The organism is Halobacillus karajensis, assembly GCF_900108515.1.
Classification (GTDB): domain Bacteria; phylum Bacillota; class Bacilli; order Bacillales; family Halobacillaceae; genus Halobacillus; species Halobacillus karajensis.
The window spans coordinates 188,502-206,717 of sequence record NZ_FNWW01000002.1; the positions used below are offsets into that span (position 1 = coordinate 188,502).

An 18,216-nucleotide genomic window follows, 5' to 3' on the forward strand; every position below is an offset into this window, starting at 1 on the left:
TTGATTTGTATCTCTGAACGTTACAATTTTTAATGTATTCTTACCTTATCACGACCCTTATTTCGCCACAATATGGAAGTTATCTACATAAAAATGTAGATAACTTTTGGTGATAGGTAGTTTAAATGAGTGATAACAAAGAAGTTACTGTGTGGAATATGTGTATAAACTTATCCACAACCTAGATTTGTCGTTAATTGTCGAACGATTTTTGTTCTTGTGAGAACTCTTTTTGAAACATGTCTCAATTTTGTATATGATGGTGAAGGAGATTTTGCCGTTGTTATGAGGAGATGAACTGATTAGATGCTGAAAAACTTTTTACCAGATGAACATGTACCGAGTGTTTTTGATATTGAACCGGAAAAATTAAAAGATAAGGGTATTAAAGGTGTGGTAACAGATCTTGACAATACTCTTGTCGCTTGGGATGTCCCTGATGCTACTGACGAAATTAAGCAATGGTTCAAGCAAATGAATGACCATGGAATTCAAGTGACGATTGCTTCTAACAATAATGAAGCACGGGTAAAGCTTTTCTCTGAACCACTTGAAGCAACATTTATTTACAGTGCTAAAAAACCATTGTCTAAAGCTTTTAGACAAGCTCAAAAACAGATGAAACTCAAAAAAGATGAAGTTGTTGTAATAGGAGATCAGCTACTTACAGATGTACTTGGAGGAAATACTGCAGGGTTTCATACTATATTAGTTGTTCCTATCGTAGAAACCGACGGGTTTGTGACAAGGTTTAACAGGAAGATTGAGAGAAGGATATTAAACTGGATGAGAAGAAAAGGGAAAATCACATGGGAGAGGAGCGATTCATGATGTCCGAAATACAATGTCAAGGATGCGGAGCCGCTATTCAGACAACAAATCCAGACCAACCAGGCTATGCACCTGCATCTGCCCTAGAGAGGGAAGACATCATTTGTAAGAGATGCTTCCGGTTAAAGCATTATAATGAAGTGCAGGATGTGCCATTCCAAGATGATGACTTCTTGGAGATGCTGAATCAAATCAGTGATACAAAGGGACTTGTGGTTCAACTTGTAGACATTTTTGATTTTAATGGAAGTTTTATCTCAGGTTTAAAACGCCTGACGGGGAACAACCCTGTTATTCTAGTCGGAAATAAAATGGACGTTCTTCCAAAGTCAGTCAATCATGGGAAAGTGAAACACTGGCTTAAACGTTCAGCTAAGGAAAATGGTTTGACGGTTGAGGATGTCTATTTGATTTCTGCTGAAAAGAATCAAGGGATTGAAGAATTGTCTCAAGCGATTGACCGCTACAGAAAAGGAGATAATGTTTATGTGGTAGGGACCACTAATGTAGGAAAATCGACATTCATTAACACCCTTATTTCCAACACTTCCGGTGTGAAAGATGCGATAACCACTTCTTATTTCCCTGGCACCACATTAGGGTTTATAGATATCCCGCTTGATGAAAAAAGCTCTCTCTTTGACACGCCTGGTGTAATTCAACGTCATCAAATGGCTCATTATGTCTCGGATAAGGACTTAAAACAGATTACCCCTCGTAAAGAAGTGAAACCAAAAGTGTATCAATTGAATGAGGGGCAGACTCTTTATGTAGGTGGACTTGCGAGACTCGATTTTGAATCTGGAGGTCGCAGTTCTTTCGTTTGTTATTTCTCCAATGAATTGAACATCCATCGGACAAAATTAGAAAAAGCGGATGAACTTTATAAGAACCATCTAGGGGAGCTGTTATCACCACCGGACCAAGAGACTCTTTCTAAGCTTCCCCCACTAAAGGGACATACGCTTAAAATTAAAGATGATAAAACAGACATTGTTTTCTCCGGTCTTGGATGGGTGACAGTACCGGAAGGCGGCATTACAGTGACTGCTCATGTTCCGGAAGGGGTAAAAGTCTCGCTGAGAGATTCGTTAATATGAGGAGGGGATCATTTGTATAAATTAGGTTTAATCGGCTATCCGGTTGGACATTCTATGTCTCCTTGGATTCATGAAAATCTAATGAAACAACAAGGAGTAGAGGGGAAATATGAATTAATAGAAATTAAACCTGAAGAATTCGATGAGAAAGTGAAAATGCTAAAAACTAAAGAGTTAGACGGCTTTAATGTAACAGTTCCTTATAAAGAAAAAATTATCCCCTATTTAGACGGACTTGATCAGAGTGCCCGTCATTTAGGCGCAGTGAATACTGTGAAGTTAACCAACGATGGATGGATGGGGTATAATACAGATGGACAAGGATTTGTTGATTCTTTAAGGAATCGATTTCCTGATATTTTTCATAAAGGATCTCAGACCTTGCTCTTAGGAAGTGGAGGGGCAGCACGAGGGATCTATGAAGCTTTAATGCGGTCTGAAATTACGAAGATCGACGTAGCAAACAGGACCACAACAAGGGCCGAAGAGCTGATCCAAGATATCTCTGCTGGGATATCCTCTCAACCATTGACACTTAATCAAGCGGAAAGCACACTTGAAAATTATGATTTAATTGTTCAAACAACCACTGTAGGAATGAGTCCTGGGCATGATCAAATGATTATGTCTCTGGATCACTTGACAAAGGGGACGGTTGTAAGCGATATTGTTTACCGCCCGATGAAAACGAAATTTTTAAGCGAAGCAGATAAAAGAGAGGCTCGGCTGCATTTCGGTCATGAAATGTTACTGCAGCAAGCTGTTTATGCTTTTAAAATATGGACGGACACTGAACCACAGGCAGTACCATTGCTTAAAGAGTTCGAACAGAAATTGAAAGGGGTATAGAATGTTAACAAGTAAACAAAAAAAGTATTTGCGTGCAGCTTCTCACTCCATTCAACCGATCTTCCAGGTTGGAAAAGCTGGTGTAAATGAAAATATGACGAAACAAATCGATGAAGCGCTTGAAAAAAGGGAATTAATAAAAGTAAGCATCCTGCAAAACTGCTTTGAGGATAACCAAGAAGTCGCGAATGAAATCGTCGAAGCGACTGGTGCTCATATTGTCCAAGTGATCGGCAATACGATTATCCTTTACAAAGAGTCAGAAGAAAATAAGCAAATTGAATTGCCATAAAAAGGGGAGGCTCTATGAAGAAAATTGGAATTCTTGGCGGCACGTTTGACCCCCTTCACCAAGGCCACCTAATCATAGGGGAGTTTGCTCTTGAGGCTGTGAACCTAGATGAAGTATGGTTCATGCCCTCTTATATTCCTCCCCATAAACAAGAGTCAGCGACTAAACCTGAAGCCCGTCTTGAAATGGTAGAAAAAGCTATAGCTGATCATTCGTCTTTTCGTATATGTGATGTGGAATTACGTAGAAAAGGGACATCCTATACGGTTGATACAATGGCCTACTTAAACAGTGTTTATCCAGACCACCATTTCTACTTTATCATCGGGGGAGATATGGTTGAACATTTGCCGAAGTGGAACCGTATTGAAGAACTTGTCAAAATGGTTGACTTCATAGGAGTACGAAGGCCAGGGTATGGATGGACGGATGAGATCCCTGTCCATTTTGTCGATATTCCTTCCATAGATGTGTCTTCAACGATGATTCGAGAGCGCATTTCTAAGCGCAAGAGCGTACGATATTTGATTCCGGGTGTTGTGGATTCTTTTATAAAGGAGCATTGTTTGTATGAAGATGACGCGTGAAGAGGCGCTTGAATATGTACGACCTTCGCTGAAGGCACACAGATACGAACATACGGTTAGGGTAACGGATACAGCCGTACAATTAGCCGAACGCTTTAAAGTGGATGTGAAAAAAGCTGAGCTGGCAGCTGCCTTTCATGACTATGCAAAATATAAACCGTTGGATGTAATGAGGCGTTGGATTGTGAATGACCGACGTTTATCCAAGGATCTTCTTCATTACCATCACGAGTTATGGCATGGCCCTGTAGGAGCTTTGATGCTGGAGCAGGAAATAGGATTAACAGACCCGGAAATCCTTTCTGCCATCAGTTGTCATACGACAGGAAAAACACACATGTCACTGTTGGATAAGGTTGTTTTTTTAGCCGATTATATGGAACCGGGCCGTAATTTTCCTGGTGTGGAAGAGGTACGCCATTTAGCAGAGAAAAACCTGGATGAAGCGTGTGCATTAGCCCTGAAAAACACAATTGTTTTCTTAGTAGGTAAGGAAAGGACCGTTTATCCGGACACGTTTTATGCATATAATGGTTTAATATGATCTCAAGATCATGGAAAAGATAGAGATAGGAATGAAAAAGGGAGGAAACTCATGGAAAGTAAAGAATTAGTGAATTTAGCTGCACAGGCGTGCGATGAAAAAAGAGCGCAGGACATTGTTGTACTCGATATGTCTGATGTTTCGTTAATCGCGGATTATTTTTTAATTTGTGAAGGTTCTAATGAACGCCAGGTGCAGGCAATTGCTAGAGAATTGAAAAACCAAGCAGAACAAAATGGTATCGAAGTGAAGCGGATGGAAGGATTTGAACAGGCACGTTGGGTCCTGGTTGACCTTAATGATATCGTTTGTCACATCTTCCATAAAGATGAAAGACACTATTATAACCTCGAAAGACTTTGGGGCGATGCGGACAATGTAACTGTAGAAGGGTTAGAAAGATAATATGAGTTATGGGGATATGGCCCATGTATATGACCTTCTTATGGAAGATGCACCATATGACAATTGGATCCAATTCACAAAACGAATGGTCCAGAAATACAAACCTCACACGCATCATATTCTTGATGTAGGGTGCGGCACTGGGGAAATAACCCACCGCTTATCCAATGAAGGTTTCCTCATGACCGGTTTGGATTTATCTTCAGATATGCTGACTGTAGCACAGCAGAAACACCCTAAATCAAATATTCAATGGCTTCAACAGGATATGACATCTTTGAATGGGTTGCGTGGGTATGATTGTATTGTCAGTTATTGTGATGTCGTTAATTATCTGGTGGATGATGACGATGTTCTCAGCGCTTTTCAATCCATCTATGAAGCCCTGAATGAAGGTGGATTATTTTTGTTTGATGTGCATTCTATAGATCATATTCACAACGACCTGAGTGGTGGTACATTTGCTGAGGTACGGGATGAACTATCTTACATTTGGTTTTGTGATCCAGGTGTGAGAGAAAATAGTGTGGTCCATGATTTAACTTTTTTTATTAAGGAGCAAGAAAAATATAAAAGGTTTGATGAAATTCATGAACAGCGAGGGTATGATCTAGACACTTTAGAATCATGGCTTACTACCGCAGGCTTTCACGTTCAAGATGTATACGCTGACTTTAGTGAAGCCCCTTCCTTAGAGGGCGACCGTTGGATGTTCATATGTAAAAAATAAATTTGACAATAAAGAGTCCGTAGAATCGGACTCTTTTTATTGTCCAGGAAATAATGAAAGTAATTCCTCCTAATGAATGGCCTGCACAGACCTGACAAGAGGCACCAGGAATACTTGTATAAGCTCTTGCAGGAGGGAAAAAGGCCCTTCTAGCTCTGGTCTTAAAACAGAAGATTTTATTTGTAGATCATCATATCATCATGAATGCCCTTAACTCATGATTTTTTGAATTTATTGGAGGAATATCGGATTGTTTGTCGAATATAAATACCTATAAGTCAATATGGCTTTTATCTTTTTTGTGCTTATTTTGAGTAGCTTCAAACATTTTTTGGAATAACGGGCCGATATGGTCCTCTAATGCTTGTAACCCTTCTCCTGTCACCCCACCTTTAACGGTTACCTTTGCCATTAATTCCTCAAGCGTCATCACTTTTTGTGCAAGGAGTTCCCCTAATCCAACCATCATATTCTCTGTAAGTGCCGTGGCTTGATTTTTGGGAAGTCCAGCGACATCCCCAGCAGCAGTTATCCACTGACTTAACAGATAACTTATAAATGCAGGTCCGCAAGAAACGATGTCTGACGCAACACGGATGTATCTTTCTTCCACTTCAATTGGCTCAGAGATATGTTCAAAAGTTGTTTTTAATAGTTGTCGATTCTCTTCTTTTATTTTGGTGCCAAACGTGAATAGACTCACACCGGAAAAAGCATGATTCGTTATGGATGGGACAATTCGAACAACTTGGCATGGAGTCACTTTTTCCAATTGGTCAACTGCCACAGGACTTGTAATGGACACAAGACATTGGTCTTCTGTCCACTTTCCACTTAATGAATCAATTATATCCTTGTAATGATGAGGTTTAACGCAAACGAATATAATATCACTTTCTTTTTGCAAACTTAGCAAATCGTTGGCCACTTGAATCTTCGGAAATCCTTCTTGAATTTTCTTGGCTTTCTCTAATGTTCGATTATAAATAGTTAGATTTTCGGCAGGTACGGCCCCGCTCTTAATAAGGCTTGAGATAAGCATACTCCCCATATTCCCTGTACCGATGATTCCCCACTTCATTGGAATCCCTCCTTAATGATTACCTATATATCCTTATTCTGAAAAAATGGAAATATGAAAGAAGGTATGAACCTTGGATATGATCAAGAGATACGGTTGGATATTTATTGTCCTATTAGTAATAGGGCTCCTTTATTTGTTAAAATTCAATGATGGACCAGAAACACAAGAGGTCGAGCTGAAAAGCACGGAATTTGAAGATGAAATAATCGAAGAGCCAAATCTGACTGTTTCTGTAATTAAAGTAGATGTAAAGGGGGAAGTGAAAAAGAGGGGGGGTATACTCCATGCCGGATGACACAAGAGTTGATGATGTTATTAAACGAGCTGGAGGAATGACCGAAGACGCCGATCCTACGAGTGTAAACCTTGCTCAACGACTTCAGGATGAAATGGTTATTTTTGTAGCTTCTAAACAAAAGGGAGAAGGAGGATCTTCAGAAATAATTTCATCCTCAGAAGAAAAAATAAGTATTAATCGCGCCTCGTCTACGGAGATAGAGGCACTAAATGGGATTGGTCCTTCTAAAGCCGCTAGTATCATCGAATATAGGGAAGAAAATGGTCCTTTTTCTTCTGTAGAAGATCTCGTTAATGTTCCTGGAATTGGAGAGAAAACGTTAGAAATTTTTAAAGATCAAATAATGGTACCATAAGTTTGACTGAAATTATTGTTCAAAGTAAACTGAATGAAAAAAGTGGGGGATACATAATGGAGCGTATTACATGGAATCAGTATTTTATGGCACAAAGCTATTTACTTAAATCGAGAAGTACTTGCCAGAGACTTGCGGTAGGAGCTGTTATTGTAAGAGATAAACGAATGATTGCGGGAGGATACAATGGGAGCGTTTCGGGAGGCGTTCATTGTATAGATGAGGGGTGTTATGTAGTCGAAGGCCACTGTGTACGAACGATTCATGCAGAAATGAATGCTCTATTGCAATGTTCTAAATTTGGGGTAGCGACCGATAATGCAGAGATTTATGTTACTCATTTTCCTTGTCTCCATTGTACGAAGGCCATAATTCAGGCTGGAATAAAAGCTGTCTATTATAGTGAAGATTATAAAAATAATCCATATGCGATTGAACTGTTACAACAATCAGGAGTACGTATGCAAAAAGTTCCGATCGAAAAAGAAACTCTCCCAACAGAGCAACAAATACTTATTAATAAAATGTTGGATAAACTTGAATCTTATGAAGATCCTGAAGCTTTGCAGTTAAAAGAAGAAGCGCACAAGAAATTTACATTAGATGAACGATGCTGAATTTAAAAGGGAACTGGCATATCCTCGCCATTGCATTTGTGCTCGGCGGGGTGTTGTCTAATCAGGAGGGTTTGGCTGTTTATTTGATATTAATCCTTTTAATGGCCTGGCTTTTTATTTACCGTTTTCATTTCCTTCATTCAACCCTTCTTCTTCTTTTTGTCTTTATAGGGTACACTTATCTTTCCCCCATATCCCCACATGTCCTCTCACATAGTTCGCCCGCAAAATGGGAAGGGATTATTACTCCAGAAATAAAAAATACAGAACATACCTTATCTCTAATCCTTAAAGATCAGTCAGGTGATAAAAAACAGATTCGGTATATAAAAAAAGATGATGAGGATATTCACCCTCAATGGAAGGTCGGAGCTACATGTATAGTTGAAGGAAATGTAGAGCCTTTTGAAGCTGCTCGAAATCCTGGTCAATTCGATTATCAAAGCTATATGGGAAGAATGGGTATTTTTTCTCAAGTGATCATCAAAGAACCGAGCAACCTGACTTGTGAAGGTGAATCATGGATGAACCAATTGCTCGAAAGCCGGGAAATTTTAAAAGGAAAAGTTAAGACGAATGTGTCTGATTATACATATCGTTGGATGAATGCCCTTGTATTTGGCGATACCGATCTACTTGATTCTTCAATTGTCGATTGGTTTCGAGAATTTAATTTGTCGCACATTTTAGCCATTTCCGGTTTGCATGTTGGTCTTACCATTGGTGGGCTATATTGGTTATTCTTCCGTTCAGGACTCATAACAAAAAGGCAGTCAAAGTTTATTTTAGTGGTATTTCTGCCTGTTTATATGTTTCTTTCAGGTGGGGCTCCCTCGGTTATGCGTGCTGGATTGATGGCAGGTGTTTTAATGCTCACTGGATCCTTTCAAAGGAAATTTCCCCTTACAGATATTCTCTCTATTATATGTCTTCTCTTCCTATTTTTGTCTCCTTCTTATTTCCATCATATAGGATTTCAATTTTCTTTTTTGGTTACATTTAGTTTACTGCTTACCATTCCAATTTTAAAACACTACACTAATACATGGATGCAGTCCGCAGTGATTGGATTAACAAGTCAACTTTCTATCTTAGCTTTGCAGGTCCACTACTTTTATGAATTTCAGCCTTTTTCTTTATGGATGAACATGATTGCCGTTCCTTATTTTTCGTTTTTTGTTATCCCTGGGTTAATGGTCATTTTAGTTGTTTCTTTTCTCTATCCCCCGTTTTCCTCCTTTCTCTCTTCTTTGTTTCAGGACGTCCACGAAATTGTTTTATCTTATATGATCCATATTTCTGAATGTCTTGATTTTCTTTGGGTAATTGGAGAAATTTCTATGCCTTATGTAGTTTTGTATACCCTTTGTTTTATACAAATGATGAGAATTTGGGAGAAGGGGGAAAAGTGGAAAACTTTTTTAGCATCTTGTGCGGTGGTGGGTGTTTTTATAGTTTGGTGTTTGTCCCCTTATCTTTCTGAAAAGGGTACCCTTACAATGTTGGACGTTGGACAAGGTGATTCCTTTATTATAGAGCTTCCATATAGACGTGGGATTGTAATGGTGGATGCAGCAGGACCTCCCGTCTATGCTTCAAATAAGGAAAGGACGGCAGAGGACGTGATTCTCCCTTACTTGAAATCAAAGGGAATTCATCGAATAGATGCTATGTTTATTACTCACGATGATACAGATCATAGTGGCAGTGCACCTTATATTGTAGATGATATCGATGTTCATCGTATTTATGTCAGTCCATATCATAAAGAGGAGTATCATGTAGCGGGAAAGGCAGAGAGGATTAAGGCTGGTCAAAAATTGTTGGTCGGTGACCATGCTTTCGATGTTCTTCACCCTTCGGACGTAGATCATAAGGATTCTAATGAAAATTCTCTTGTCCTACACAGTATCATTGGGGGGAAACAATGGTTATTTACTGGGGATATATCCAAACGTATTGAACAAGGTATTGTTGAGCATTACCCTTCTTTGAAGGTTGATGTGTTAAAAGTTGCCCCACCATGGAAGTCATACATCAACATCAGACGAGCTGCTCAAAGCCTTTCAACCGAGAGTGGCGATGATTTCTGCAGGCGTAAATAATCGTTATGGTCATCCACACCAGGATGTAACGGACCGCCTCCATGAAAATGGAGTTCTACTTTTGCAGACCAATCATCATGGTGCAGTACAATACATTTTTTCTGAGCAAACTGGAACGTTTTCAACATTTTTGCCGTATAATGCGAGCAGAGAATAAAAAAAGACTGCCGAGAAGCAGCCTTCTGGTTTTGCATTTACTTATTGTCCAATAAAAGCAAATACAACGCCGATTAAGAAAATGACGAAGAAGAAAACAAATGAAAATACAAACCCTAACCCAGAGTCGATCACATCATTAGTTTTGGATTGAATATCGTTTTTAAACTCGTTCATTGTTACCCCTCCTATATCAATTACTAAGTATAGTCCATTCTTAAACAAAAATCTACAATCACTCGGCATGAAATCGAATTTTACCGATGATTCATACCATTCCCACTGCTAGCAAGACTTGTCACCGATAATTCTTAAAGAAGCGGTCAAACTAAACGCAAGAGAGGAACAACATCGTCCTCTTCAAAAGCACCCGGGGCTTTTGGAATGGCGTTTATATAGATGGTTCATACGGCGAAATCAGTCCACTATTTTGACAGAACTTCCAATGAAACATAAAATAGTGACACTGAGCCCCATAATTGGGGCGCCGTATTCTTTTTTATGAAGGAAGGACAACCACATTATGGTTAATGTAAAACAATCACAAGTGTACTTATTATATGGAGAAGAATCTTATCTAATTCAGGAATATAAAAACAAAATCATACAAAATACGTTGAAGAAAGAAGACCAAGAATTTAACGTCTCACAATATGATTTGGAAGAAATCCCTATTGAAGATGCTGTCACAGATGCAGAAACATTCCCTTTTTTGGGTGAAGGGAAAGTAGTCATCGCCAATCATCCTGTGTTTTTAAAAGCGAAACCTGATAAGCTTCCTTTTGAACATGATATTGACGTGCTTCTGGAGTACCTTCAGAACCCTGCGGAATATACGGTTCTTATTTTGGTTGCGCCCTATGAAAAACTAGATGAAAGGAAAAAGGTATTTAAGCAATTGAAAAAGAACGGGGAAGTCATTAGTTGTCACTCTGTAAAGGAATGGGACATTGATCAATGGGTCCAAACTTTAGCAAGGGATTTACATATCACAGTCCCAGAGGAAATTCATGAGCTTTTCGCCCAAGAAATAGGAGCAAACCTTATGGCTCTTAGAAAAGAAATGGAGAAGTTAGCACTAAATGTTGGAGAAGGCGGTGTAGTAACAAGAGAGCTTGCCGAACAACTGCTATCCCACAGTGTTGAAGCTTCTGGGCTCAAGCTTGTGGATGCGGTCATGGAAAAAGATTTAAGCCGTGCGATTCGTATCTACAAAGATCTAGAAAAATTAAATGAAGAACCAATAGCTTTAACTGCACTCCTGGCATCGCAATTTAGAATCATTACTCAGGCAAAAGTATTAAAACAGAAAGGGTACGGCCAGAATCAAATGAGGAGCTACATTAAGGCGCATCCCTATGTTATTAAAATGGCATTGAAGAGGGAAACCCGCTTTACACAACAAGAACTTGATCAAGTAATGGACCAACTCGCTGAGACGGACCATAGCCTGAAGCAAGGGAAAATGGAAAAATCTCTTGCCTTTGAAATGCTGTTGTATCGTTTGATTAACATAAAACAAAACCCGGCCGTTACGTCTTAAGCTGAAAACTGTTAATAGGCAGGAAAGTACGATTAGGGTCACACAATACTGATTAAGAGAGAAACATTCCTGGCAAACGTTGATCTTAAACACTGTAGTGTAGGAGTAATGGATGAGTTATAAATAATAAAGAAGCCCTCCGGAATCCGGAGGGCTTCTTTCATGTAAAAACGACCCATTCAAAAAGAAGGATCGTCTGTTGGTCATAAATTACGAATGAATTATAATGCGTTAACTAATTTAGTTAGGCGGGATTTTTTGCGGTTCCCACTGTTTTTTGGAAGGGCACCACGTTGAACAGCTTTGTCGATCTTCTTAACTGCTGTAGGAAGTGCTTGTTTCGCGTTCTCTACATCCTTGCTATCAACAAGTGTTTCTACACGTTTAACCGCAGTACGCATGTCAGATTTGAAGGCTGCATTCAAAGAACGAGCGTCGTTATTCACACGTACACGTTTTTTCGCTGATTTAATGTTAGGCATAGTTTCACCTCCTAGGTAAAAACAAAAGACTCATTCATATCGAACAAAAGACATTTTACCAGAGCGGTGCTCTGTTTTCAATACTTATATCAATACCAATCGACGGTTTTGCATAGTTTTTACCGCCTTGGGAGAAGATTTTCATAAGGAGGTTGAAATTAATGGAGGAAAAATTCGACTATTCATTAAGGACGGACTTGGCTTTAGAGGCCCAGGAGATGAACGTCAAAGATGACCCACAGTCGGCAGATAATGATGGTGTGGAAGTTCACGAAAATGAAAAAAATGATATTAAAATCACTTATGTAACCGTGGATCAGTCTGGCGCTGAAAGAATAGGGAAAAAAGCTGGCCACTATGTAACTTTAGAATCTTTGGCTATTCGGAAACAAGATCATGATTTGCAAGTTCATTTGTCTAAAACGTTATCCGGGCAATTGAGAAAACTCATGAATGAGTGCGGCATTAAAGAAATGGATAGAGGTCTAATCGTGGGATTGGGGAATCAAAATGTTACTCCTGATGCCCTAGGTCCATTAGTCACGGAAGAGGTTTATGTTACGAGTCATTTATTTGAACTTCATCCTGAAACTGTATCTGATGGGTTTCGTCCGATTTCAGCTTTTACTCCAGGGGTAATGGGTGTGACAGGTATAGAAACAAGTGATATGGTTCATGGGATTATTGAAGAGACAAAGCCCGACTTCGTGTTAGTCATTGATGCATTAGCTTCACGTTCTATCAACAGAATAAACGCTACCATTCAACTTTCCGATACAGGCATCCACCCTGGATCAGGTGTCGGCAATAAGCGTAAGGAAATAAGCAAGGAAACCTATGGGATTCCTGTTATTTCAATTGGGGTGCCTACGGTTGTTGATGCGGTAACCATCACAAGTGATGCCATTGATTATGTATTAAAGCACTTTGGGAGGGAATGGCGTGAAAAAGATCGCCCGTCAAATGCTCTTTCTCCGGCTATGAATCCTTTTGAAAGAAAAACGTTGACAGAAGAGGACCATCCTGATGAAAAGCAAAGTAAGGCCGTGATGGGAATGTTTGGGCAGTTAGCAGAATCGGAAAAGAAACAATTGATTAAAGAAGTCCTAACCCCACTCGGACATAATTTAATGGTCACGCCAAAAGAAGTGGACAGCTTTATACAAGATATGGCCCATGTAATTGCTAAAGGAATAAACGGTGCTCTTCATCCGGGAGTCGAAGATGGGGAAGGTCAATCATATTTCAAATAACAATTTAATAGAGGTGTTCTATCAAATCCCTCTCTCTCATACCATTTACTAGATAGTGGATGAGGGGAGGATTTTTTATGTCTCGTTACCCGGTTTTGAAAAAAGATCGGAAAAGTTATATGAAACAGGGAACAAGATGGACAATCATCACGGTCACTGTTTTGATTTTATTATTTATTGGTATTGGTGTACTTACAGGTGCGAAAACGACGTATCGTGTTTATTCAAGCACCATCCAGGAATGGACGGCAAAGCTGGATGGAAGCGCCTTTCTCTATTTGTTTGAAATGGAGAACAGGTCTTTCAGAGAGGCTCATCCGGAGGGGAACAGGATTCCGAGTTTAACTTCGTTATCTTTTCAATTGCTTACTAGCCTAACCCCAAATGATCCCCGCAGTCTGTTAGGGCGGGAAATTCCAGGTCTTTCATCTTACAATAGTCAGATTATTATAGCGGGGAAAGGGACCGATTATTCGACTCTTCCGATTGAGTCGGAACCTCCAATGACCGTAGATGAAAGAGGGGAAGTGGGGGAAGTTGAAGAGGAAAAAGAAGATAATGGACAAACGGAGGAAAAACCTTTAGGGGAGAAAGATATTTACATTTACCATACGCACAACACAGAATCTTTTTACCCACACTTGCCGGATACCTCAACAGGTCATGATGGAAAAGTGAATATTACTCTTGTTGGTGAACGTTTAAGTGAGAGTTTAGAGGAAAGGGGGATAGGGTCTATCGTGGATACAACAGATATTGCCTCTCTTTTGAAAGAGAAAGGGATGAAGCATTATCAGTCGTATGATGCAATGAGACCGGTAGTAGAAGAAGCTATAAGTCAAAATGACGATCTTAAATATTTCTTCGATCTGCATAGAGATTCCCTTTCAAGAGAGCACACTACGGCAAACATTAATGGCAAGGATTATGCCCGTTTCGCCTTTGTCATCGGTGCTGAACATCCGAAATATGAACAAAACTTACAGTTTGCATCTGAAATGCATCAGCGTTTAGAAGAAAAATATCCAGGAATCAGCCGTGGGGTTATTACAAAAAAAGGCTCAGGAGTAGATGGTGTATATAACCAGGATCTGCACCCAAATGCAATATTGATTGAGTTTGGTGGTGTGCATAATAATTTAGACGAATTGTATCGATCGGCCGATATAATGGCGGAAGTTTTTAGTGAATACTACTTTGAGGATGAAAAAGTATCAACAGATTAAAAAAGTAGAAAGGGGGGGCAGCATGAAGGGGATGGCTGCTATTGTAATGATTTTAATCGTATTCGTAGCAGGAGCTCTTTATGGGATCGACAAAAATAATGAAAAGGCACATGAACAGCCGGATATGGTGGTTACAGAACAGGATGCCAGTAATGAGGATAGTAAAATAACAAAAGAAGATAAGGATCACCCTAAAGAGGATTCCATTTGTGCGCCTCCTCCAATGGAATCCAATGGTCCGTGGGTTACTAAGTTGGCTGAAGGATTGGGCAATGGAGTGGCCTCAGGGTTTAATGGAGTGATTGTTGTTTTATCGGAAATCATTCAGGCAGGGTCATAAGTTTAGAAGTGTTCTGCCAGTTTACATTGAATATTGCTCTCCGTATTGCTATAATCAAGCTAGATATTTGTGTCGAATTCAGTAGGAGTGATTTAAGTTGACAGCACAATCAAAACAAGAAAGGGTCCGCAATTTTTCGATTATTGCCCATATCGACCACGGGAAATCGACACTTGCTGATCGTATTTTAGAGAAAACGAAAGCCTTAACACAAAGAGAAATGAAAGAACAATTCCTTGACGCGATGGATCTTGAGCGTGAGCGTGGGATTACAATTAAATTAAATGCCGTCCAGTTGAGTTACGAAGCTAACAATGGTGAAGATTATACGTTTCATTTAATCGACACCCCGGGTCACGTAGACTTTACATATGAGGTCTCAAGAAGTTTAGCAGCCTGTGAAGGGGCGATCCTCGTAGTAGATGCTGCCCAGGGGATAGAAGCTCAAACCCTAGCCAATGTTTACTTGGCGTTAGAAAATGACCTGGAAATTATTCCAGTGATAAATAAAATCGACCTGCCAGGTGCTGATCCCGAACGAATTAAACAGGAAATTGAAGATGTCATTGGGATCGACGCCTCTGATGCTATCCTTGCGTCAGCGAAGGAAGGCGTTGGGATTGAAGAAATATTAGAAAGGATTGTCACGGATATCCCTGCTCCTGAAGGGGATAAGAATGATCCTACGAAAGCTTTGATTTTTGATTCCCTTTATGATTCTTACCGTGGAGTAGTTGCTTATACGTGTGTCCGTGAAGGCTCGATCAAAGTCGGGGATAAGATCAAGATGATGGCTACAGGGAAAGAGTTTGAAGTTAATGAACTGGGTGTTTTCCGTCCAACCCCAACCCCGCTGAAAGAGCTAAATGTCGGGGATGTCGGATTTTTGACAGCTTCCATCAAGAATATTGGTGACAGCCGGGTCGGTGATACGATTACACTTGCTGATAAACCGGCAGCGGAACCACTTCCCGGCTATAAGAAAATGAATCCAATGGTCTTTTGCGGGATGTACCCGGTGGATGCGAACAAATACAATGATTTAAGGGATGCACTTGAGCGCCTGGAGCTCAACGATTCTTCCCTTCAATTTGAACCTGAAACATCACAGGCGCTTGGTTTTGGATTCCGTTGCGGCTTCCTAGGAATGCTTCATATGGAAATTATCCAGGAACGGATTGAGCGAGAGTACAAAATTGATCTTATTACGACAGCTCCGAGTGTTATTTATCAAGTAACCCTTACGGATGGCTCTGTCATTGATGTGGATAATCCATCTATGATGCCGGATAATCAAAGGCTGGATGAAGTCCAAGAGCCTTATGTCAAAGCAACAATCATGGTACCGAATGATTATGTAGGACCTGTGATGGAAATATGCCAGCGGAAGCGAGGCAATTTCATAGACATGCAATATTTAGATGATAACAGGGTTAATATTGTTTATGAAATTCCATTGTCTGAAATTGTTTATGATTTCTTTGACTCTCTTAAGTCTCAAACAAAAGGATACGCCTCTTTTGATTATGACTTGATTGGTTATCGTGTATCTAACCTCGTGAAAATGGATATCTTGCTGAATGGAGATACCATTGATGCCCTTTCCTTTATCGTTCACCGTGATTTTGCTTACGAGCGTGGTAAGCTGATTGCTGAGAAACTTAAGGAACTGATACCAAGGCAGCAGTTTGAAGTTCCTGTCCAAGCTGCAATCGGGAACAAAATTGTTGCGCGTTCTACAATTAAAGCCATGCGTAAGAATGTTCTCTCCAAATGTTATGGTGGAGATATTTCCCGTAAACGTAAATTGTTAGAAAAGCAAAAAGAAGGGAAAAAGCGTATGAAGATGGTAGGGTCAGTGGAAGTACCTCAGGAGGCCTTCATGTCTGTTCTTGATTTGAATGAAGACTAAAGCTTAAGTATGACGGGTGAAACCGCAGGAGATATTCTCTTGCGGTTTTCCTTATGAAAGGTGGAAACAACCATGAAAATTTCATCCGCTTATATCCACATTCCTTTTTGTCAGCAAATTTGTCATTATTGTGATTTTACAAAGTTCTTTTATAATGAACGGCTGGCCGATGAGTATTTGGAGGCGTTAGAAAAAGAGATAAACACATATATCCCTGGAGAAAAAGCAAATGTCCGTACAATATTTGTTGGGGGAGGGACACCGACAGCTGTAAATCACAAACAATTGGAAAAACTTTTACAAATGATTGATGATCATTTTGACATTTCTGGTTGTGAAGAATATACGTTTGAAGCGAATCCAGGGGATCTTGATCAAGAAAAAGTAAGATTGCTAAAAGCTTATGGCGTGGATAGAATCTCGCTTGGTGTTCAGGTTTTTGATGACGAAATGCTTGAAAAGATTGGGCGTGTCCATAAAGTGAAAGATGTGTACACGAATATTGATCGGCTGCTCCAAGCCGGATTATCCAATATCAGTATTGATTTAATGTATGCCTTACCTGGACAGACGGTAAAAGATTTTGAAAAAACGATCGATGAGGCTTTGCAGTTTGATTTGCCGCATTATTCTTCCTATTCCCTTCAAATTGAGCCGAAAACTGTGTTTTACCAACGCTATAAAAAGGGTAAGCTCTCCAAGGCGAAAGAAGATGATGAAGCTGAAATGTATGAGCTTCTCCAACAGAAGCTAACGAAAGCGGGAGCCATTCAGTATGAAATCAGTAACTTTGCTAAACCTGGGTTTGAAAGCAAACACAACTTGACATACTGGAATAACGAATATTATTTCGGGATTGGTGCCGGCGCTCATGGCTATCTGCCAGGGAAGCGAACGATTAATATCCGTCCTCTCCCAGCTTATGTTAAGAAAGCTTTTGAGGATGGAAAACCTATTCTGCATGAAGAACCTATTGGCTTGAAAGAACAATTGGAAGAAGAAATGTTTCTTGGTTTGAGAAAATCCAAAGGCGTTTCTAAAGAGCTTTTCAGAGAAAAATACGGAAAAACACTTACAGATGTTTTTGGCCGCAAACTTACTGATTTGAAAAACCGTGAGTTAATAGCAGAAGATAGTGAAAACATCCGCCTTACACCCAAGGGACGTATTTTAGGAAATGAAGTATTTCAGGAATTTCTATTGGATGAGTAATCATCAGATTTCTTTTTCATTGTCGCAGACAATGAAAAAGAGTGATGGTAGAGTTCATATTGAAGTGGAGATCAAGCTGTATTGTTCACGACGAACACAGTGTTGACCTTCATTTTGTTTGGCAAAGGCTGGAGGAGGATGAACACACTTCTGTTCATGGGGCGTTTAGGTACCCTTCTGAAGTACCTATAACGCACCCAAACACTTTAATGAGATCTAATCCTGGGGGATTGGGGTCAACAGTTAAAAAAAAGGGCCATATCCGTTGACATCAATATCCCCTTTTGATAATTTA

At 39.8% G+C, this 18,216-nt stretch carries 21 protein-coding genes; 18 read left to right on the forward strand and 3 right to left on the reverse strand.

The features are described from left to right. Window positions 1-306: 306 nt before the first annotated feature. From BLW54_RS05895 to BLW54_RS05930, 8 genes are read left to right on the forward strand one after another with little or no spacing between them, the layout of a single operon-like run. Window positions 307-831, forward strand: coding sequence for a YqeG family HAD IIIA-type phosphatase (locus BLW54_RS05895; RefSeq protein ID WP_035509235.1), 525 nt, complete (start codon window positions 307-309; stop codon window positions 829-831). Continuing rightward, window positions 831-1,931, forward strand: coding sequence for a ribosome biogenesis GTPase YqeH (gene yqeH / locus BLW54_RS05900; RefSeq protein WP_074733420.1), 1,101 nt, complete (start codon window positions 831-833; stop codon window positions 1,929-1,931). The genes BLW54_RS05895 and yqeH overlap by 1 nt, the downstream gene beginning before the upstream one ends. Window positions 1,932-1,943: 12 nt before the next feature. Further along, window positions 1,944-2,780, forward strand: coding sequence for a shikimate dehydrogenase (gene aroE / locus BLW54_RS05905; RefSeq protein WP_074733421.1), 837 nt, complete (start codon window positions 1,944-1,946; stop codon window positions 2,778-2,780). A gap of 1 nt (window position 2,781) precedes the next feature. Further along, entirely contained in the window at window positions 2,782-3,072 is a 291-nt protein-coding gene (gene yhbY / locus BLW54_RS05910; RefSeq protein ID WP_074733422.1) for a ribosome assembly RNA-binding protein YhbY, read from the forward strand. Window positions 3,073-3,086: 14 nt separating this feature from the next. Further along, window positions 3,087-3,659, forward strand: a complete 573-nt coding sequence (locus BLW54_RS05915) for a nicotinate-nucleotide adenylyltransferase (protein WP_035509226.1) — start codon at window positions 3,087-3,089, stop codon at window positions 3,657-3,659. Beyond that, window positions 3,649-4,203 carry a bis(5'-nucleosyl)-tetraphosphatase (symmetrical) YqeK gene (gene yqeK / locus BLW54_RS05920; RefSeq protein ID WP_035509804.1) on the forward strand — a complete coding sequence of 185 codons (555 nt, stop codon included), beginning with the start codon at window positions 3,649-3,651 and terminating at the stop codon, window positions 4,201-4,203. The genes BLW54_RS05915 and yqeK overlap by 11 nt, the downstream gene beginning before the upstream one ends. A gap of 51 nt (window positions 4,204-4,254) precedes the next feature. Next, complete coding sequence (gene rsfS, locus BLW54_RS05925; RefSeq protein ID WP_035509224.1) at window positions 4,255-4,608, forward strand: ribosome silencing factor; 354 nt, start codon at window positions 4,255-4,257, stop codon at window positions 4,606-4,608. Window positions 4,609-4,624: 16 nt separating this feature from the next. Next, window positions 4,625-5,338, forward strand: a complete 714-nt coding sequence (locus BLW54_RS05930; RefSeq protein WP_083391487.1) for a class I SAM-dependent DNA methyltransferase — start codon at window positions 4,625-4,627, stop codon at window positions 5,336-5,338. 271 nt (window positions 5,339-5,609) lie between these two features. On the opposite strand, the gene comER is transcribed toward BLW54_RS05930, so the two are convergent. Continuing rightward, window positions 5,610-6,419: a late competence protein ComER gene (comER, locus tag BLW54_RS05935; protein ID WP_074733424.1), complete on the reverse strand. Its 810-nt coding sequence runs from the start codon at window positions 6,417-6,419 to the stop codon at window positions 5,610-5,612. A 73-nt stretch (window positions 6,420-6,492) separates the two neighbouring features. Here comER and BLW54_RS05940 point away from each other — a divergent pair, with 73 nt between their 5' ends. From BLW54_RS05940 to BLW54_RS05955, 4 genes are read left to right on the forward strand one after another with little or no spacing between them, the layout of a single operon-like run. Then, on the forward strand, window positions 6,493-6,717 hold the full coding sequence (locus BLW54_RS05940) for a hypothetical protein (protein WP_074733425.1): 225 nt from the start codon (window positions 6,493-6,495) through the stop codon (window positions 6,715-6,717). Continuing rightward, a complete protein-coding gene (locus BLW54_RS05945) occupies window positions 6,707-7,075 on the forward strand; it encodes a helix-hairpin-helix domain-containing protein (protein WP_074733426.1) in 369 nt (122 codons plus the stop codon). The genes BLW54_RS05940 and BLW54_RS05945 overlap by 11 nt, the downstream gene beginning before the upstream one ends. 56 nt (window positions 7,076-7,131) lie before the next feature. Continuing rightward, window positions 7,132-7,692 carry a ComE operon protein 2 gene (locus BLW54_RS05950; RefSeq protein WP_035509220.1) on the forward strand — a complete coding sequence of 187 codons (561 nt, stop codon included), beginning with the start codon at window positions 7,132-7,134 and terminating at the stop codon, window positions 7,690-7,692. Further along, window positions 7,686-9,797: a DNA internalization-related competence protein ComEC/Rec2 gene (locus BLW54_RS05955; protein ID WP_074733427.1), complete on the forward strand. Its 2,112-nt coding sequence runs from the start codon at window positions 7,686-7,688 to the stop codon at window positions 9,795-9,797. Before BLW54_RS05950 ends, BLW54_RS05955 begins: the two co-directional genes overlap by 7 nt. 198 nt (window positions 9,798-9,995) lie before the next feature. Here BLW54_RS05955 and BLW54_RS05960 read toward each other — a convergent pair whose 3' ends face one another. Next, window positions 9,996-10,130: a YqzM family protein gene (locus BLW54_RS05960; protein WP_035509215.1), complete on the reverse strand. Its 135-nt coding sequence runs from the start codon at window positions 10,128-10,130 to the stop codon at window positions 9,996-9,998. Window positions 10,131-10,476: 346 nt separating this feature from the next. Between BLW54_RS05960 and holA the strand changes: the two genes are divergently transcribed. Next, a complete protein-coding gene (gene holA / locus BLW54_RS05965; RefSeq protein WP_074733428.1) occupies window positions 10,477-11,496 on the forward strand; it encodes a DNA polymerase III subunit delta in 1,020 nt (339 codons plus the stop codon). Window positions 11,497-11,717: 221 nt separating this feature from the next. Here the strand turns inward: holA and rpsT are convergent, their stop codons facing one another. Beyond that, entirely contained in the window at window positions 11,718-11,978 is a 261-nt protein-coding gene (gene rpsT / locus BLW54_RS05970) for a 30S ribosomal protein S20 (RefSeq protein WP_035509211.1), read from the reverse strand. Between the two features lie 161 nt (window positions 11,979-12,139). On the opposite strand from rpsT, the gene gpr reads away from it, so the two are divergent. The 5 genes from gpr (at window position 12,140) to hemW (ending at window position 17,921) form a co-directional block, all read left to right on the forward strand. Next, window positions 12,140-13,231, forward strand: coding sequence for a GPR endopeptidase (gene gpr / locus BLW54_RS05975; protein ID WP_035509208.1), 1,092 nt, complete (start codon window positions 12,140-12,142; stop codon window positions 13,229-13,231). A gap of 77 nt (window positions 13,232-13,308) precedes the next feature. Then, a complete protein-coding gene (gene spoIIP, locus BLW54_RS05980) occupies window positions 13,309-14,457 on the forward strand; it encodes a stage II sporulation protein P (protein ID WP_074733429.1) in 1,149 nt (382 codons plus the stop codon). Between the two features lie 22 nt (window positions 14,458-14,479). Continuing rightward, window positions 14,480-14,797: a hypothetical protein gene (locus BLW54_RS05985; protein ID WP_035509206.1), complete on the forward strand. Its 318-nt coding sequence runs from the start codon at window positions 14,480-14,482 to the stop codon at window positions 14,795-14,797. Window positions 14,798-14,894: 97 nt separating this feature from the next. Then, window positions 14,895-16,709: a translation elongation factor 4 gene (gene lepA, locus BLW54_RS05990; RefSeq protein WP_074733430.1), complete on the forward strand. Its 1,815-nt coding sequence runs from the start codon at window positions 14,895-14,897 to the stop codon at window positions 16,707-16,709. Window positions 16,710-16,781: 72 nt separating this feature from the next. Further along, the gene (gene hemW / locus BLW54_RS05995; RefSeq protein ID WP_074733431.1) at window positions 16,782-17,921 is read left to right on the forward strand and encodes a radical SAM family heme chaperone HemW; all 1,140 of its coding nucleotides are present in this window, start codon (window positions 16,782-16,784) and stop codon (window positions 17,919-17,921) included. Window positions 17,922-18,216: the final 295 nt, after the last annotated feature.

What these genes read in the sequence shown, in the direction of transcription:
- spoIIP (WP_074733429.1), top strand. Translation starts at nt 13,309, where the DNA reads ATGTCTCGTTACCCGGTTTTGAAAAAAGATCGGAAAAGTTATATGAAA.
- BLW54_RS05955 (WP_074733427.1), top strand. Translation starts at nt 7,686, where the DNA reads ATGCTGAATTTAAAAGGGAACTGGCATATCCTCGCCATTGCATTTGTG.
- BLW54_RS05985 (WP_035509206.1), top strand. Translation starts at nt 14,480, where the DNA reads ATGAAGGGGATGGCTGCTATTGTAATGATTTTAATCGTATTCGTAGCA.
- BLW54_RS05895 (WP_035509235.1), top strand. Translation starts at nt 307, where the DNA reads ATGCTGAAAAACTTTTTACCAGATGAACATGTACCGAGTGTTTTTGAT.
- hemW (WP_074733431.1), top strand. Translation starts at nt 16,782, where the DNA reads ATGAAAATTTCATCCGCTTATATCCACATTCCTTTTTGTCAGCAAATT.
- BLW54_RS05960 (WP_035509215.1), bottom strand. Translation starts at nt 10,130, where the DNA reads ATGAACGAGTTTAAAAACGATATTCAATCCAAAACTAATGATGTGATC.
- BLW54_RS05945 (WP_074733426.1), top strand. Translation starts at nt 6,707, where the DNA reads ATGCCGGATGACACAAGAGTTGATGATGTTATTAAACGAGCTGGAGGA.
- gpr (WP_035509208.1), top strand. Translation starts at nt 12,140, where the DNA reads ATGGAGGAAAAATTCGACTATTCATTAAGGACGGACTTGGCTTTAGAG.
- rpsT (WP_035509211.1), bottom strand. Translation starts at nt 11,978, where the DNA reads ATGCCTAACATTAAATCAGCGAAAAAACGTGTACGTGTGAATAACGAC.
- yhbY (WP_074733422.1), top strand. Translation starts at nt 2,782, where the DNA reads ATGTTAACAAGTAAACAAAAAAAGTATTTGCGTGCAGCTTCTCACTCC.
- BLW54_RS05930 (WP_083391487.1), top strand. Translation starts at nt 4,625, where the DNA reads ATGGCCCATGTATATGACCTTCTTATGGAAGATGCACCATATGACAAT.
- holA (WP_074733428.1), top strand. Translation starts at nt 10,477, where the DNA reads ATGGTTAATGTAAAACAATCACAAGTGTACTTATTATATGGAGAAGAA.
- yqeH (WP_074733420.1), top strand. Translation starts at nt 831, where the DNA reads ATGTCCGAAATACAATGTCAAGGATGCGGAGCCGCTATTCAGACAACA.
- comER (WP_074733424.1), bottom strand. Translation starts at nt 6,419, where the DNA reads ATGAAGTGGGGAATCATCGGTACAGGGAATATGGGGAGTATGCTTATC.
- rsfS (WP_035509224.1), top strand. Translation starts at nt 4,255, where the DNA reads ATGGAAAGTAAAGAATTAGTGAATTTAGCTGCACAGGCGTGCGATGAA.
- BLW54_RS05915 (WP_035509226.1), top strand. Translation starts at nt 3,087, where the DNA reads ATGAAGAAAATTGGAATTCTTGGCGGCACGTTTGACCCCCTTCACCAA.
- yqeK (WP_035509804.1), top strand. Translation starts at nt 3,649, where the DNA reads ATGACGCGTGAAGAGGCGCTTGAATATGTACGACCTTCGCTGAAGGCA.
- BLW54_RS05950 (WP_035509220.1), top strand. Translation starts at nt 7,132, where the DNA reads ATGGAGCGTATTACATGGAATCAGTATTTTATGGCACAAAGCTATTTA.